General features: G+C 53.0%; 11 protein-coding genes and 1 pseudogene. 8 read left to right on the top strand and 4 right to left on the bottom strand.

The window, feature by feature from the left end; genetic code table 11:
* Nucleotides 1-193: 193 nt before the first annotated feature.
* Nucleotides 194-1,717: a fumarate hydratase gene (locus HMPREF2907_RS08965; RefSeq protein ID WP_070682302.1), complete on the bottom strand. Its 1,524-nt coding sequence runs from the start codon at nucleotides 1,715-1,717 to the stop codon at nucleotides 194-196.
* Between the two features lie 824 nt (nucleotides 1,718-2,541).
* Between HMPREF2907_RS08965 and HMPREF2907_RS08960 the strand changes: the two genes are divergently transcribed.
* The 7 genes from HMPREF2907_RS08960 (at nucleotide 2,542) to HMPREF2907_RS08935 (ending at nucleotide 10,792) form a co-directional block, all read left to right on the top strand.
* The gene (locus HMPREF2907_RS08960) at nucleotides 2,542-3,180 is read left to right on the top strand and encodes a 2Fe-2S iron-sulfur cluster-binding protein (RefSeq protein WP_003777402.1); all 639 of its coding nucleotides are present in this window, start codon (nucleotides 2,542-2,544) and stop codon (nucleotides 3,178-3,180) included.
* A complete protein-coding gene (locus HMPREF2907_RS08955) occupies nucleotides 3,180-4,808 on the top strand; it encodes an FAD-binding protein (protein WP_003777401.1) in 1,629 nt (542 codons plus the stop codon). Before HMPREF2907_RS08960 ends, HMPREF2907_RS08955 begins: the two co-directional genes overlap by 1 nt.
* Nucleotides 4,805-6,058 (top strand): complex I 51 kDa subunit family protein, encoded by a 1,254-nt coding sequence (locus HMPREF2907_RS08950; protein ID WP_070682300.1) that lies wholly within the window; start codon nucleotides 4,805-4,807, stop codon nucleotides 6,056-6,058. Before HMPREF2907_RS08955 ends, HMPREF2907_RS08950 begins: the two co-directional genes overlap by 4 nt.
* A 632-nt stretch (nucleotides 6,059-6,690) precedes the next feature.
* The gene (locus HMPREF2907_RS12990) at nucleotides 6,691-6,858 is read left to right on the top strand and encodes a hypothetical protein (RefSeq protein ID WP_168165211.1); all 168 of its coding nucleotides are present in this window, start codon (nucleotides 6,691-6,693) and stop codon (nucleotides 6,856-6,858) included.
* Nucleotides 6,859-6,964: 106 nt separating this feature from the next.
* On the top strand, nucleotides 6,965-8,416 hold the full coding sequence (locus HMPREF2907_RS08945; protein WP_070682297.1) for a DASS family sodium-coupled anion symporter: 1,452 nt from the start codon (nucleotides 6,965-6,967) through the stop codon (nucleotides 8,414-8,416).
* Between the two features lie 99 nt (nucleotides 8,417-8,515).
* Nucleotides 8,516-9,928, top strand: coding sequence for a Trk system potassium transporter TrkA (gene trkA, locus HMPREF2907_RS08940; RefSeq protein WP_003762926.1), 1,413 nt, complete (start codon nucleotides 8,516-8,518; stop codon nucleotides 9,926-9,928).
* A 138-nt stretch (nucleotides 9,929-10,066) separates the two neighbouring features.
* Nucleotides 10,067-10,792 carry an SIMPL domain-containing protein gene (locus HMPREF2907_RS08935; protein WP_070682294.1) on the top strand — a complete coding sequence of 242 codons (726 nt, stop codon included), beginning with the start codon at nucleotides 10,067-10,069 and terminating at the stop codon, nucleotides 10,790-10,792.
* Nucleotides 10,793-10,879: 87 nt separating this feature from the next.
* Here the strand turns inward: HMPREF2907_RS08935 and HMPREF2907_RS08930 are convergent, their stop codons facing one another.
* Both HMPREF2907_RS08930 and HMPREF2907_RS08925 read right to left on the bottom strand, forming a co-directional pair.
* Nucleotides 10,880-12,001: a porin gene (locus HMPREF2907_RS08930; protein WP_070682291.1), complete on the bottom strand. Its 1,122-nt coding sequence runs from the start codon at nucleotides 11,999-12,001 to the stop codon at nucleotides 10,880-10,882.
* A gap of 437 nt (nucleotides 12,002-12,438) precedes the next feature.
* Nucleotides 12,439-14,072 (bottom strand): annotated as a pseudogene (locus HMPREF2907_RS08925) (CTP synthase).
* 251 nt (nucleotides 14,073-14,323) lie between these two features.
* On the opposite strand from HMPREF2907_RS08925, the gene HMPREF2907_RS08920 reads away from it, so the two are divergent.
* Nucleotides 14,324-15,781 (top strand): TrkH family potassium uptake protein, encoded by a 1,458-nt coding sequence (locus HMPREF2907_RS08920; RefSeq protein ID WP_070682288.1) that lies wholly within the window; start codon nucleotides 14,324-14,326, stop codon nucleotides 15,779-15,781.
* Nucleotides 15,782-15,913: 132 nt separating this feature from the next.
* On the opposite strand, the gene HMPREF2907_RS08915 is transcribed toward HMPREF2907_RS08920, so the two are convergent.
* Complete coding sequence (locus HMPREF2907_RS08915; RefSeq protein ID WP_199900511.1) at nucleotides 15,914-16,231, bottom strand: hypothetical protein; 318 nt, start codon at nucleotides 16,229-16,231, stop codon at nucleotides 15,914-15,916.
* Nucleotides 16,232-16,742 lie beyond the last annotated feature (511 nt).

Genomic DNA, 16,742 nt, shown 5'->3' with positions numbered 1-16,742 from the left:
GACGACCTCGGTTTAAGAAGGTCGTCTGAAAGGGAAAATTGTCGGCAATTATAGCGGTTTTTTACACTTTGTCGCAGGGTTTTGCAGGAATACGGATGCCGGTTTTACGCCATTGAAACCGTATTAGCCAAAAGGTCGTCTGAAAACCGTATTCCGAGTTTTCAGACGACCTTTTCAATCCAACATCAAGGCATTAGGACTCGACGGGGATGATGCCGATTTTTGCCTGCCATTGGCGCGGGGCGGTGGCGTGGATGGATTCGCCTTTGCTGTCCACGGCGACGGTTACGGGCATGTCTTTGACTTCAAACTCGTAAACTGCTTCCATGCCCAATTCGGGGAACGCCAAGACTTTGGAGGATTTGATGGCTTTTGCCACGAGGTATGCCGCGCCGCCGACTGCCATGAGGTATACGGCTTTGTTGTCGGCGATGGCTTCGCAGGTGGCTGCGCCGCGCTCGGATTTGCCGATCATGCCCAAGAGGCCGGTTTGTTCGAGCATTTGGCGGGTGAATTTGTCCATGCGGGTAGCGGTGGTCGGACCTGCGGGGCCGACTACTTCGTCGCCGACCGGATCGACGGGGCCGACGTAGTAAATCAGGCGGTTGGTGAAATCGACGGGCAACTCTTCGCCTTTGTCGAGCATATCGACGAGGCGTTTGTGCGCGGCATCGCGGCCGGTGAGGATTTTACCGTTCAGCAGCAATACGTCGCCGGTTTTCCAGCTGGCAACTTCTTCTTTGGTCAGTTTGTCGACATCAATGCGTTTGCCGTTGTCGGGGCTGTAAGTCAAATCGGGCCAGTCTTCAACGCGCGGCGGGGTCAGTTCGACCGGACCGGAGCCGTCCAATTCGAATTCGACGTGGCGGGTGGCGGCGCAGTTCGGAATCATGGCAATCGGTTTGGAAGCGGCATGGGTCGGGTAATCGAGGATTTTGACGTCCAACACGGTGGTCAGTCCGCCCAAACCTTGTGCGCCGATGCCCAACGCGTTGACTTTTTCAAAGAGCTCGAGGCGCAGGGATTCGGTGGTGGACAATTCTGCGCCGGACGCGGCTTTTTCCTGCAACTCTTGAATGTCGATGTGGCTCATCAGGGATTCTTTTGCCATCAGCACGGCTTTTTCGGGCGTACCGCCGATGCCGATGCCCAAAATGCCGGGAGGACACCAGCCCGCGCCCATGGTCGGGATGGTTTTCAATACCCAATCGACGATGTTGTCGGACGGATTGAGCATGGCGAGTTTGGATTTGTTTTCAGAGCCGCCGCCTTTTGCCGCGCAGGTTACTTCGACTTTGTTGCCCGGCACGATGCTCATGTGGATGACGGCGGGGGTGTTGTCTTTGGTGTTTTGGCGTTTGCCGGCCGGGTCGGCGAGGACGGACGCGCGCAGGGTGTTGCCTTCCCAAGTGTAGGCGCGGCGCACGCCTTTGTTAACCATCTCTTCCACGCTCATGTCCGCATCCCATTGGACGTTCATGCCGACTTTGAGGAAGACGGTTGCGATACCGGTGTCTTGGCAGATGGGGCGGTTGTTTTCGGCACACATGCGGCTGTTGACCAAAATCTGCGTCATCGCGTCTTTGGCGGCGGGATTTTCTTCCTTCTGCCACGCTTTATAGAGCGCGTCGATGTAGTCTTTCGGATGGTAATAGCTGATGAATTGGAAGGCATCGCAGATACTTTGGATAAAGTCTTCTTGCTTGATGACGGTCATGATTGTGTTCCTTTTCATATGGTAGGGAGGGTTTGTTAGCTTTTTTATAGAGGCCGTTTTTCAGACGACCTTAATCTGTGTAATAGTGCTGTCAATCGATATGAGGCGACAATATGATTTTTATAATCCATTGATTTTCATAAAACTTAATAACCTATCATTTCACTCGGATGATGATAACGGATATTGTCGGCAATATTTACCGGTAGAAATAAAACTACAATTAATCCGTCCACTCAAATTCCAAAGGGTCGTCTGAAAAGGCTGGATTCAACTCCGCAATGAACCTTACTAATAACATGAATTTAAAAAGAAACAATTATTTTTTAGACGACCTGTCTTTCTTTTTTCAACCATACACAAATGTAAAAGCCGTGTCATTCTACCCACGATGATTTTTGACAGAAGTCAAACTTAGCCGTTTTTATGAAATTTTATAACACTGTTTGCATTCGCTTACACTTTGCAAATTTATCCAATAAATACATAGATATATACTTTTATATCAAGCACTTAATAATGATATTTACTCGTATTTCAAAACGGTTTTTAGCAGTTATTCCTTTATCTTAAGTTTATTTTATCTTACAAAATAACAAGATGGCACAAAGGTCGTCTGAAAACCACTGTTTTTTGTTCACAATCCGCCCCCACCCTGCCTTTACGACTCTGCCATCATCAAAAAACCCAAATTCTGATACACTAATAAAAGACAGTCAGACGTTGATTTATAAGACGTTTCCTGAAAAACATCTGCATTTTAAAAGTTTGTAATAAAAATACACACATCCGATTTCCCCTATCCCTTTCCACAGGACACTACCATGAGTGAAAACTTGTTAACCCTGACCATAGACGGCCACGAGGTCAAAGCCTCCGCCGACTCGTCAATCATTCAGGCCTATGCCCGTTCCGGCAGCGCGATTACCGCCAACGTCGGCTGCATGGGGCAAGGCGTTTGCGGTTCGTGCCGCTGCATGATCCGCAAGGAAGGCGAGCGCGAGGTAACGACTGCGTTGGCGTGTGAAACCAAAGTCGAAGAAGGGATGCAGGTCAGCTTCTTGGACTACTTCATTCCCGAGCATATCCAATATTACGACGTGAGCGAGGTCGGCGACGGCTGGAACTGGCTGGACGACACCGCCAAAGCCTTCCCCGAAGCGCAACACTGCCGTCATTGCGGCGGCTGCAACCGCGCCTGCCCCAAAGGTTTGGAAGTGGAAAACGGCGTGGCGCAAGTGGTATCGGGCGATTTCGGCGCGGCTGCGCTGACCTTCGACCAATGCGTGATGTGCAACCTCTGCACCCTTTCCTGCCCCGAACACATCCGTCCGAACCACTTGGGCTTGTTCGCCCGCCGCATGAAAGCGGCGCGCACGCTGCGTCCGGTGGATTTGATGCGCCGCCTGCGTGAAATCGACAGCGGCAAAATGAAAGTCGAATTTGAAGAGGAGGCAATGTGATGGCGAACGAAATCCAAGGCATAGACTACGAAACCGCCCTTGCCAACCTGCGCGCTTCCTCATTGGAACTGCGCGGCGACCTGCCGGAAAAAAACGAATTATTGAGTCAGTTTCACCCCGACTATCAGGCCAATGCGCGCGTCAAACTACCCATCGGTCCGAACACGGGCGATTACTGCCATCCTGATTTGGCGAAACTGCTGATCAGTCATCCCCTGATTGACGACTATGATTTGTCGGGCGCGGAACACTTGAACACCGACGTACTGGTTATCGGCGGCGGCGGTGCCGGTGCGGCGGCGGCATTGTCTGCAACCGAAGCAGGCGCGCGCGTGATTATGGCGAACAAGCTGCGTATCGGCGACAGCAATACCGTGATGGCTGAAGGCGGCATTCAGGCGGCAGTCGGCGCGGAAGACAGTTTGCAGCAGCACTTTGACGACACCATCAAAGGCGGCCACAACGCAGGCAAAAAAGAATTGGTGGCGCAAATGGTTACCGACGCGCCGTCCGCCATCCGCTGGCTGATCGGCTTGGGCATGACTTTCGACCTTGCCAAAGGCGCGGACAGCAACGGCATGTTGAGCCGCAAACGTGCAGGCGGTACGACCGTGCCGCGCATCCTGAGCTACCGCGACTTCACCGGCCTCGAAATGATGCGCGTACTGCGCGAAGCGGTCGAACTCGACGAAAACATCACCCAGCTCAACCGCCACCCCGCCATCGAATTATTGTCGGACGAACACGGCCGCTGCGTCGGCGCGATTTTGTACGACTTGGAAAAACGCTCTTTGGTATTGGTTCACGCCAAAGCCGTGGTCTTGGCAACCGGCGGCAGCGGACGGCTGCATTTGCAGGGTTTCGCCACTTCCAACCACTACGGCGCAACCGCCGACGGTCTGGTGATGGCGTACCGCATCGGCGCGAAACTGCGCGACATCGATTCCTTCCAATACCATCCGACCGGCGTCGCCCATCCGCCGCACTTGGCGGGCGCGCTGATTTCCGAAGCCGTCCGTTCCGCAGGCACCAAACTGGTCAACGGTTTGGGCGAACGTTTCGTTGACGAATTGCAACCGCGCGACGTCGTTGCCGCCGCTATTTTGCGCGAGTGCCGCGAAGGCCGCGGCGTGGTGCGCGACGGACAAGTCGGCGTGTTCCTCGATACGCCGCGCCTGATTGAAAACGATCCCGACGTATTGAACCGTTTGGTTACGCTCGGCCACGTCGCCCACAAATGCGGCATCGACCCCGCCGTCGAACCCGTGATGATTCATCCGACCCTGCACTACCAAAACGGCGGCGTCGAAATCAACGGCGACGGCGCAACCTGCGTCGAAGGTCTCTATTGCGCCGGCGAAGTAACCGGCGGCATCCACGGCCGCAACCGCCTGATGGGCAACGCGCTTTTGGACATCATCAGCTTCGGCCGCCGCGCGGGTAAAGCCGCCGCCGGTTGCGGCCTGCCGCTGAAAAAAGTGCGCGGCGGTGTCGGACACGTTCACGATCTACAACGCGAAATGACCCGCGCCGGACTGACCAGCGACATCAAAGCCCCCGTTTTATATCCCGACTACGGCAAATTCGATTTGCGCGAACACGCCGGTTTGCAGGAGCAACAATCATGAACCAAGCCAATCAAAACTTACTGCACCCGTCCCGCCAAGTCGGCGCGGATTTGGCCGCGTGGCGCAAAGTCGGCGGCGGCGAAGGCCTGCTGGCGGCACTTGCCGATCCTCAAAGCATCGTTTCCAAGCTGCAAGACGCCAATCTCTGCGGCATGGGCGGCGCAGGTTTCCCGACCTGGCGCAAATGGGAGGCGGCCGTCGCAGCCCAAAGCAAACACGGCGACAAATACGTCGTCTGCAATGCCAACGAAGACGAACCGGGTACGTTCAAAGACCGCGTATTGCTGGCGAAAACGCCGCACCAAGTCATCGAAGGCGTTCTGATTGCCGCCGTCGCCTGCCGAGCCAACAAAGCGATTATGTATGTCAACCCGCACCAGACCGAATCCATCGCCGCCATCGTGCCCGCCATCGAGCAATGGAAAAAAAGCGATTTGTTCATCCGCATCGAAAACTATCTGGGCAAACCTTTAGACCTGAAATTGGTCGAAACTTCAGGCCGCTACATCGGCGGCGAAGAAACCGCCGTGATTTCATGGTTGGAAGGCGGTTTCCCGTTCCCGCGCCGCAAACCGCCGTTCCCCGCCGAAAGCGGCGTAGAAGGCGAACCGACCTTAATCAACAACACCGAAACCTTCGCCAACATCCCGCAAATCCTTGCCAAAGGCGCGGAATGGTACAAATCGCTGGGTTTGGGCGATGCCGCAGGCACGAAACTCTACTCGCTTTCCGGCGATGTATTGAATCCGGGCCTGTACGAACTGCCGATGGGCACGACCCTACAATCGCTGATTTTCGACCACGGCGGCGGTATGCTCGAAGGGCGCACGTTTAAAGCCGTCTTCACCGGCGGCCCGTCAAACACGCTTCTGACCGCGAAAGATTTGGACGTGCCTTTGGACTTCGTGTCCGTGCGCGAACGCAAATCCAGCCTCGGTACGGGCGCAATGATTGTGATTTCCGAAGGCACCAGCGTGGTGCGCAAAGTATCCGAGTATGTGGAATTTTTTGCGTCCAACTCATGCGGACAATGCCCGCCGTGCAAAGGCGGCACGTTCCAACTTTCACGCCTGCTCAACCGCGTGGATACCGGCATCGGCACTTCAGACGACCTCCGCGCCCTGCAAAGCCTGTGCCAACTGCTGCCCCGAAGCGGCCGCTGCGGTTTGATTGACGGCGCGGTTACCGTGTTGCAAAGCTCACTGCGTACCTTCCCCGAAGAGTACGGCCTGCCGGCGGATCAGGATTAATTTGATACGGGATTTCAGACGACCTTTTGTATATAGGAGGTCGTCTGAAAAATACCTGTAGGCTGGGTCATGACCCAACATGATGATTAGGGTTTAAGTATTTGTTGGGTTTCACAACCGAACCTGCTAAATCTGAGGTTTTACCCTCTCCCTAGCCCTCTCCCACGGGGAGAGGGAATGATGGTACTGAAGCCGACCATTATCAGATTTTCTGCAATCTGCCCCTCTTCCACAGAGAGGGAATGATGGTGCTGAAACCGACCATTATTAGATTTTCTACAATCTGCCCCTCTTCCACAGAGAGGGAATGATGGTGCTGAAACCGACCATTATTAGATTTTCTGCAATCCGTCCCCTCTCCCCGTGGGAGAGGGTTAGGGAGAGGGCAAAACCCAATAACCTTAAGAAAACGTCGTCTGAAAAGATGGCAACACAAACACGCATTACCTAAACCACCAAAAGAAAAACATAAAAAACAACTGCTGCCAAATACGTTTCAGACGACCCCTCCCCACTAAAACGGACACACATCGTCTGACTAAAACTTATCGGTAGATTTGCCATCAGAGAAAACGATACGGTACATCCTAGGGTTTTGCCCTCTCCCTAGCCCTCTCCCACAGGGAGAGGGAATGATGATGCTGAAGCCGACCATTATCGGACTTTCTGCAATCTATCCCCTCTCCCCGTGGGAGAGGGTTAGGGAGAGGGCAAAACCCAATAACCTTAAGAAAACGTCGTCTGAAAAAGATGGCAACACAAAAACACGCATTACCCAAACCACCAAAAGAAAAACATAAAAAACAACTGCTGCCAAATACGTTTCAGACGACCTGTTCCTACCAAAATCAGGCACACGTCGTCTGAAATCCGATTTCCCCGATACCTTAAACTAGGAGACTCAACATGGGCTTCAAGCCAATTCCTGCGGCGGTTGCGCTCGCGCTGACGCTGATTATCTGGTTCGTCATACCCGTGCCGCAGGGTGTATCGCCCGACGCATGGCACCTTTTGGCGTTGTTCGTCGGCATCATCGCCGGCATCATCGGCAAAGCCATGCCCATCGGCGCAATGGCGATTTTGGGCATTACCTTGGTCGCGCTGACCGGCGTGACCAACGAAAAAGCCGCCGACGCAACCAAAGACGCACTGAGCAGCCTCAACAACTCGTTAATCTGGATGATCGGTATCGCCATCATCATCTCGCGCGGTTTGTTGAAAACCGGCTTGGGGATGCGTATCGGCTACCTTCTGATTTCCCTTTTCGGCAAACGCACGCTAGGCGTAGGTTACAGCTTGGCACTAGCCGACTTGGTCATCGGTCCGGTTACGCCAAGTAACACCGCGCGCGGCGGCGCCATCGTGCATCCGATTATGCGTTCCATCGCCCTGAGTTTCGATTCCGACCCCGAAAAAGGCACGGAAGGCAAAATCGGTAAATACCTCGCGCTGGTCAACTACCACGCCAACATCATCACCTGCTGCATCTTCGTTACCGCGACCGCACCCAATCCGCTGGTCGTCGAATTGGTCGCCAAAGCCACCGATTCGCAAATCCACCTCTCTTGGGGCACATGGTTCGCCGCCATGGTCGTCCCCGGCCTGATTGCCATGTTCCTGATGCCGCTGGTACTGTATTTCCTGTATCCGCCCGAAATCAAACAAACGCCTAACGCGACCGCCCTTGCCAAAGAAAAACTGAAAGAAATGGGCGCGATGAAGCGCGACGAAAAAATCATGCTCGGCATTTTCGTGATTCTGCTGCTTCTGTGGGCGGGCGTTCCCGAAATGCTGTTCGGCGTGAAAGTCGATGCCACCGCCACCACCTTCCTCGGCCTCTCCCTGTGCCTGCTCACCGGCGTACTGACTTGGGACGACGCGCTGAAAGAAAAAGGCGCGTGGGACACCATCGTCTGGTTTGCCGCCTTGGTCATGATGGCGAACTTCCTCAACAAATTGGGACTGATTGCATGGCTGTCCGAATCCATGCAGGGTGGCATTTCCCATCTCGGCTTGGGCTGGGAAGCCGGTTGCGCCCTTCTGGTACTCGCCTACCTCTACGCCCACTACGTTTTCGCCAGCGGCACGGCACACGTTACCGCCATGTTCGGTGCGTTCTACGGCGCAGGCCTCGCCCTGGGCGCACCGCCGATGCTGTTCGCCCTGATTATGGCATCCGCCACCGGCATCATGATGTCGTTGACCCACTACGCTTCAGGTTCGTCCCCCGTCATCTACGGCTCGAACTATGTCAGCATGACCGAATGGTGGAAAGCCGGCTTCATTATGAGCGTGGTCGAAATCCTGATTTTCGGCACCATCGGCATTATCTGGTGGAAAGTGCTGGGCTACTGGTAAACCCTGCCTGAAATCAACAAAAGGTCGTCTGAAAATAGGTTTTCAGACGACCTTTTGTTATACAATCCCATCATCCTTACCCAACCACCCGCCCAAACCGTGAAAATCCTCATCCTCGGCAGCGGACAGGTCGGCTCGACCGTCGCGCAAAACCTCGCCTCCGTTTCCAGCAACGACGTTACCGTTATCGACATCGACGAAAAAGCCCTGCAACACATCGGCAGCCGCCTCGACGTCCAAACCATACTCGGCAACGGCGCATCCCCGTTTATCCTCGAACAGGCGGGCGCGGCAGATTCCGACCTCCTGCTCGCCCTGACCCGCAGCGACGAAACCAACATTGTTGCCTGCAAAATTGCCGCCGACCTCTTTAATATCCCCAGCCGCATCGCCCGCGTGCGTTCCAGCGAATATCTGGAATATCCCTACCCCGAAAACGACGATACGGAAAACGGCAGCCTTACCGTCTTCGACATCACCGAAACCATCAGCCCCGAACAGCTCGTTACCGAACAGCTCGTCGGGCTGCTCAGCTACACCAGCGCATTGCAGGTATTGAGGTTTGCCGGCGACAAAGTCCGCATGGTCATCGTACAGGCGCGTAAAGGCGGGCTGCTCGTCAACCGCGAAATCGCCGACATCAACCAACACCTCCCCGAAGGCGCGGACTGCCAAATCTGCGCCATATACCGCAACAACCGCCTCATCGTCCCCACGCCGCAAACCGTCATCATCGAAGGCGACGAGGTACTTTTTGCCGCCGACATCAGCAGCGTCAACATCATCATGCGCGAACTGCGCCCCAAAGAAGCGCGCACCCGCCGCATCATGATTGCCGGCGGCGGCAACATCGGCTACCGCCTTGCCAAGCAGCTCGAATCCAAATACGACATCAAAATCGTCGAACACAACCCCCGCCGCGCCGAGTGGCTCGCCGAAAACCTCGACAACACCCTCGTCCTGCAAGGCAGCGCCACCGACGAAACGCTGCTGGACGAAGAATACATCGACGAAATCGACGTATTCTGCGCCCTGACCAACGACGACGAAAACAACATCATGTCCAGCCTGTTGGCGAAAAACCTCGGCGCAAAACGCGTCGTCACCATCGTCAACCGCTCCAGCTACGTCGATTTGCTCGAAGGCAACAAAATCGACATCGTCGTGTCGCCGCACCTCATCACCATCGGCTCCATCCTCGCCCATATCCGCCGAGGCGACATCGTTGCCGTCCACCCCCTCAGACGCGGCACCGCCGAAGCCATCGAAGTCGTCGTCCACGGCGACAAAAACACTTCCGCCATCGTCGGCAGGCGCATCAGCGGCATCAAATGGCCGGGCGACTGCTACATCGCCGCCATCGTCCGTGCCGAAACGGGCGAAGTCATCATGGGGCACCACACCGACACCATTGTCCAAGACGGCGACCATATCATCTTCTTCGTCTCCCGCCGCCGCGTCCTGCCCGAACTTGAAAAACTCATCCAAGTCAAAATGGGCTTTTTCGGCTGACACCGTCAAAGGTCGTCTGAAACCTGTTGCAGCAAAGTCAGAACCTTTTGCAACTCTATTGAAGCTGCACTTTCAGACGACCTGACACAAATCATCCAATATCATCCGTTTCCACACCCGATACCAAAAGGAAAAACCATGTTACGCCCCATCCTTGCCGCCCTCGTGCTCGCAACCGCCCTGCCCGCCGCAGCCGAAACCGACACCCTTCATTACAACATGATCGAATTTGCCGAGTCCGCCCATCTCGAAATAACCCGCGACACCATGACCGCCTACTTCAGCATTGCTTCCGAAGGCAAAGACCGCGCTACGGTGAACAAAGCGTTTCAGAAAAAATTCAATGACTTCAACAAAGCCGTACAAAACAACAAACTCCAAACCGAAATCCTCAACCGCAGCGCCAGCCCACGCTATGAATACAACAACAACGGCAAACGCATCCAAACAGGCTGGGAAGAAGAAGCCGTGTTCAAAGTCGAAAGCAAAGACTTTGATGCAATCAACCGCCTGATTGACGAAACGCTGCAAACTGCCACGCTCAACCGCATCGGCTTCAGCATATCCAAAGAAAAACGCGAAGCCGCCGTCGATCAAGTCAGCAAAGCCGCCATCCTGCGCTTCAAAGACCACGCGCAAGATTTGGCAAAAACGCTCGGCTTCTCCAACTACAAAATCGTCAAACTCAATTTAGGCCACATCGGCAACCGCTCCATAGACAACGGCTTCGCCCGCGCCAAAATGATGAATACCGAAGCTGCCATGTTCAAGCGTTCGGCAAGCGACGAAAACAACGCTATCCAAGCCCCTTCTCCCGGCTCAGAAGAAATCAGCATCACAGTCAACGGCTTGGTGCAGATGTAAAACGCTCCTAAAGCAAAAAGGTCGTCTGAAACCCAAAATCAGGTTTCAGACGACCTTTTATATTTTCTGATTATCCTTACGGTTTCATCAGAATTTATGAACCATGCCCAAAGAAACGGCTTTTTGCTCAACAGACCCTGTTTGGGTCGGCGTCAGGCGGGTTTTGCTGCCCAGTTTCATATAACCGGCATGAGCAAGCATAGAAGTACGTTTGCTGAATTTGTAGTTGGCACCAACTACTACTTGGTCGAATTTATCGACCAGTTTCTCGCCGCTGTTCACGCCTTTTGCCGCCCAGCCGTGGGCGTAAGTGAGGCGCGGGTTCAGGTTGCCGAAGGTATAACCCACGGTAACGGCTGCATCGGCAACTTTGACGGCTTCATTTTTACCGGCATCGGCAGTAATGTCAGCGCCTTTGTAAGTATTGAAATCATCGGTAAAGTAACCCAGATATTTATTTGCGCTTTCATGGCCTTTGGTATATTGCGCGCCTACACCGACGAACAGGTTGTTTTTGTCATAGTAGCTTTCGATTTTAGCGATTTGTGCGGCTTTGATTTTACCGTTCTTGTCGGTGTACGCGCCTTTGTAATGGCCGTAGGCAAGGTTGGTGGTGAAACCGCTGTTTTCATAAGTCAAACCGGCGGTATATTGTTCTTTGCTGGGTTTTTCATGTTTATATTTGTCGTCCGGATTGCGGTTGTCGCGTGGCGCGTAGGACGCATTGAATTTGAACCCGCCGAACGAAGGACTGTCGTAGCGTACGGATGTGGTGCGCACACCGGTGCGTGTGTTGATGCCCAAACCCATCGCGTTGGTTTTATACAACCAAGGGTCGATGGTATCCATCTCGTTGAGCATATTGTTCATATTGCCGACGCGAACCTTACCGAATGAGCCTTCCAAGCCTATGAAGGAATCACGGTTGCCGAAACTTTGGCTATTGGATTCGCCCAAAATGGAAGTGCGCTGTTCCACCTGCCAGATGGCTTTGAGGTCGTCTGAGAGTTTTTCGCTGCCTTTGAAGCCGATGCGTGAAGTATTGTCGTTGATGCGGGTTGCAGTCGCGCTTTTTTCCGTACCTTCGTTACCTTTGATTTTCACCTGTCCGGAGGTGATGGTGCTTTTAACTTGTCCGTACAGGACAACTTCGGCGGATGCTGCAAAAGGCAAAGCCGCGATAGTCAGGGCAATAATGGCTTTTTTCATACAAACTCCTCTTTAATCAAAGAATCAAATTTAGGTCTATCGTTTTACAAAAATAAGAGACTCAAAACCAAAAACAGCAAGACCCGTGGAACAATTTGCGCAATCATAATGAACTTTCGATATTTAAACAATCTTTTTCATCTTGATAGGAATTATTATTCATTAGAGCTTAGACTTTTTACAACAATTCGATATTTTTTATAGTCAATTCAAATAGAAAGGCATAGCTCATCGATTCAGGACAGGCTAAAATTTTGAAATTTTAAAATTGTTTTTCCCCTGACATCCTTCTTAAAATACTAAGAATCGTTTTTCCATTTCGCAAGAATAAGACAATAGCCATTTTTATTTGAATGAATAATCCATAGTCGTCTGAAAATAGAAAAAGCACCTTAATTAGGGTGCTTTTTCTATTTTCAGACGACCTTTTGCCGGCGTCAGACTTTTTTATTGTTCAACGCAGCTTTGACAAACGCGGTGAACAAAGGATGGCCTTTGCGCGGGTTGGAGGTGAACTCGGGGTGGAACTGGCAGGCGAAGAACCAAGGATGGTTCGGCAGTTCGATGGTTTCGACCAAGCGTTCGCGTCCAGCAGATACACCGCCGATGACCAAGCCAGCCTGTTCCAGCGTGGGAACGTAGTTGTTGTTGACTTCGTAGCGGTGGCGGTGGCGTTCGCGGATGTGTTCGCTGCCGTAGATTTTGGCGGCAAGGCTGCCTGCTTTCAATTCAACCTCTTGCGCGCCCAAACGCATGGTGCCGCCCAAATCGGCAGATTCGTCGCGGGTTTCGACGCTGCCGTCGGCGGTTTGCCATTCGTCAATCAGAGCAACGACGGGCGCGGCGCATTTGAGGTCGAACTCGGTAGAATTCGCGCCTTTCAATCCTGCCACATCGCGGGCGTATTCGATCAGCGCAATCTGCATACCGAGGCAGATGCCCAAATATGGCACGTTGTTTTCGCGGGCGTAACGCACGGCGGCAATTTTGCCTTCCACGCCGCGCGAACCGAAGCCGCCGGGAACAAGGATGGCGTCCATGTCTTTGAGCATGGAAACGTCGCCGTTGTTTTTCTCGATGTTTTCGCTGTCAACGAAGGTGATTTGCACGTCGGTTTCGGTGTGGATGCCCGCGTGTTTCAAGGCTTCGATCAGCGATTTGTAGGATTCGGTCAAATCGACGTATTTGCCGACCATGGCGATTTTGACGGTGTGTTTCGGGTTTTTGATGGCATGGACGATTTTTTCCACGCGGTCAAATCCGCCTGTTGTACGTTCAGCTGCAACTGCTCGGTAATGATGTTGTCGATGCCTTGGTCATGTAGCATTTCGGGGCATTCGTAGATGCTGTTCACGTCGTAACTGCCGACAATCGCGCGCTCTTCCACGTTGCAGAACAAGGCGATTTTGCGGCGTTCGTCCGCGGGCATGGTTCTGTCCATGCGGCAAATCAGGATGTCGGGCTGCAAACCGATGCTCAACATTTCTTTAACGGTATGCTGGGTCGGCTTGGTTTTGATTTCGCCTGCGGCGGCGATGTAGGGAACGTAGCTCAAGTGGGCGAACAAAGTGTTGTTGCGTCCCAACTGGCTGCGCATCTGACGGATGGCCTCCAAAAACGGCAGCGATTCGATGTCGCCGACCGTGCCGCCGATTTCGACGATGGCAACGTCGTAACCCGCCGCGCCTTCGTGGATGCGGCGTTTGATTTCGTCGGTAATGTGCGGGATGACTTGAACCGTACCGCCGAGGTAGTCGCCGCGACGCTCTTTAGCAATGACGTTTTCGTACACCTGCCCCGTGCTGAAGCTGTTGCGGCGGGTCATGGTGGCGTTGATGAAACGTTCGTAGTGTCCCAAGTCAAGGTCGGTTTCCGCGCCGTCGTCGGTCACGAACACTTCGCCGTGCTGGAACGGACTCATGGTGCCGGGATCGACGTTGATATAAGGGTCGAGCTTGAGCATGGTCACGTTCAGACCGCGCGATTCGAGGATGGTGGCAATAGAAGCGGCGGCGATACCTTTTCCGAGTGAAGATACGACGCCGCCGGTTACGAAAATAAATTTAGTCATGATGCAGTACCCATGTTGGAATACGGGATTTTACCTTTAAGCGGGTTTTCTGGCAAACGCGGGACGGGATGCGGATGTGGTTTTCAGACGACCTCCGCTTCTACCCTTTTGCGTCTAGACAAGGCAATAATTTGTTAAAATAACGTCTGTTTGCGATTACTGATGACGATAAGGTCGTCTGAAAATATCGGCTTCCTCATCGCCATCCCATACCGCCGAATGATTCGGCCGGTTTGTTAAGATTAATTGATATGTATAAGTTCCTTCCTATTGTCCACGTTTTGTCCAGACTGGGGCTGCTGTTTTCAATGTTGCTCGCAGTACCGACGCTGATGTCATATTTTTTTCTGGACAACGCGTTTCCGGCGTTTGCCTACACGGCTTTGGCAACGACGCTGACCTCTTGCGCGGTTTGGTTGATGACCTTCCATTTCCGCCGCGAGCTGCGTCCGCGCGACGGGTTTACGTTGGTTTTGATGTTGTGGCTGGCGTTTGCGCTGGTGGCGGCGATGCCGATTTATATCCACATCCCGGGCATCAGTTTTACCGATGCGTTTTTTGAGGCGATGTCGGGGCTGACGACTACGGGTGCGACGGTTATGACGAGTTTGGACACGCTGGCTCCGTCGATAAATTTTTGGCGGCATATGCTCAACTGGCTGGGCGGCATGGGTATCATCGTGCTGGCGGTAGCGATTCTGCCGATGTTGGGCGTGGGCGGAACGCAGCTCTTCAAGGCTGAAATTCCGGGGATGGACAAAGAAAGCAAGATGGCGCCGCGCATTTCGCAGGTGGCAAAAAAGCTTTGGTTCTTCTATACGATGACGACGACGGCGGCGTTTCTGACGCTGCATTTTGCCGGAATGAGCTGGTTTGACGCGCTTTGTCACGCGATGTCGGCGGTGTCGCTGGGCGGTTTTTCGACACACGATGCCAGCATCGCTTATTTTGATTCGCTGACCGTCGAATGGGCGATCATGTTTTTCACGCTCTGGGGCGGTGTGAATTTCGCCACACATTTCACGGTGCTGACACGACGCTCGCTCAAATCTTATTGGCGGGACGAGGAATGCCGCGTACTACTGTCGCTTCTGGCGGTGAGTATTTTGATGTCGGCGGTGTATCTGTGGCAGAAGGATTTTTATGCCACCTTTGGGGATTCGCTGCGTTTTGTGAGCTTCAACTTTGTCTCCATCGGACTGGCAAGCGGTTTCTCCAACACGGATTTCGCGCAATGGCCGCTGATCGTGTCGCTGTGGATGTTTTTCCTGTCCAATTTGCTGGCAAGCTCCGGCTCTATGGGCGGCGGCATCAAAAACGTGCGGGCATTGGTCTTGTTCAAATTCAGCCTGCGCGAGATGATGATTCTGCTGCACCCGAAAGCGGTGCGCACGGTCAAGGTCAACGGACGCATGATTCCCGACCGCATGGCGCTGACGGTAATGGCGTTTATTTCGATTTATTTCATGACGACGATTGTGTTCAGCTTTTTGCTGATGGCAAGCGGGATGGAGTTTATCTCCGCTTTCACCGCCGTCATCGCGTGTATTACCAATGCGGGTCCGGGCTTGGGCGAAGTCGGCCCGGCGGGCAGCTATGCGGTATTGAGCGATGTGCAGAAATGGCTGTGTTCGGCTGTGATGCTGCTGGGTCGTTTGGAAATTTTTACGGTGTTGATCTTGCTGACGCCGGCTTATTGGAAAAAATAAAGACGGGTCGTCTGAAAACGGGTTTCCGGTTTTCAGACGACCTTTTTTAATAGGGAGAACGTTACCGCCCGATTGCCAACTTGTTCAATATCCTGATTGACCCGCCGGCATCAGGCAAACATTCCCGAGCGGTTATTTCAGATGAATTGTCGGTTGATAGCCTTTTGCCTCTTCCGAACCGTCAAACGGCACAACAATGCCATCCGCGTAAGTTACATACGCTTTGTATTTCACTGAGACATCGCCTTTAGGATTCAACGCGATAAACGGGAACGAAGTAAATTCGCCCGCTTCCATACGGCCTTTGTAAGTGATGCTGACAATATTGCCTTCCGCATCTTTTTCTGTTTTATAAGTCCAACCCGGAACAGGATGGATGAACAACAGTTTCACACCTTCAGCGACCACCATTTTTACCCCGGTTACCGCCTTACCGCGATTGGTAGGCACATTCAGGCGGAAATGGTCTGATTTTCCAGAAATACACCATTAGAATTATTGCGAATCGTAACATGTGCCTGAGCGTCCATCATCAATGCAGACAGTGCCAAAGCAGAAAACAATAGCTTTATTTTCACTGTGTTATCTCCGTAGGAAGAATGGATAAAAAGATCATTGTTGAAGGCTTGCCCGAATCCTAGCAGAGAATGTCCATCAAAGGAGCATATGTTCGCCTTTATTGCGCCAACAAGCGAACAGAAAGCCGAATACGCCCATTAAGGTCGTCTGAAAGACAGATTTAGGCTTTCAGACAACCTTTCGAATAATTCGCTTGAACGACTATTCAACAGCTTTTTAAATCCTGACCCACACTACCTCAAACGCCCGCCTTGCTCCCCATTGCCATTATTCCCATTCCCACCGACGCAAGGAAAATACGCAAAAATCCATAAGTTAGAATTTGCAGCAGCCTTGAAATATGCCCGAAATACCAAGGTCTGGATTCCCGCCTGCGCGGGAA

Origin of the sequence: Neisseria sp. HMSC055H02 (genome assembly GCF_001813335.1) — a bacterium.
Lineage (GTDB): Bacteria > Pseudomonadota > Gammaproteobacteria > Burkholderiales > Neisseriaceae > Neisseria > Neisseria sicca_C.
The sequence above is the reverse complement of the archived record's forward strand: the minus strand, read 5'-3'. Positions and strand labels throughout refer to the sequence as shown.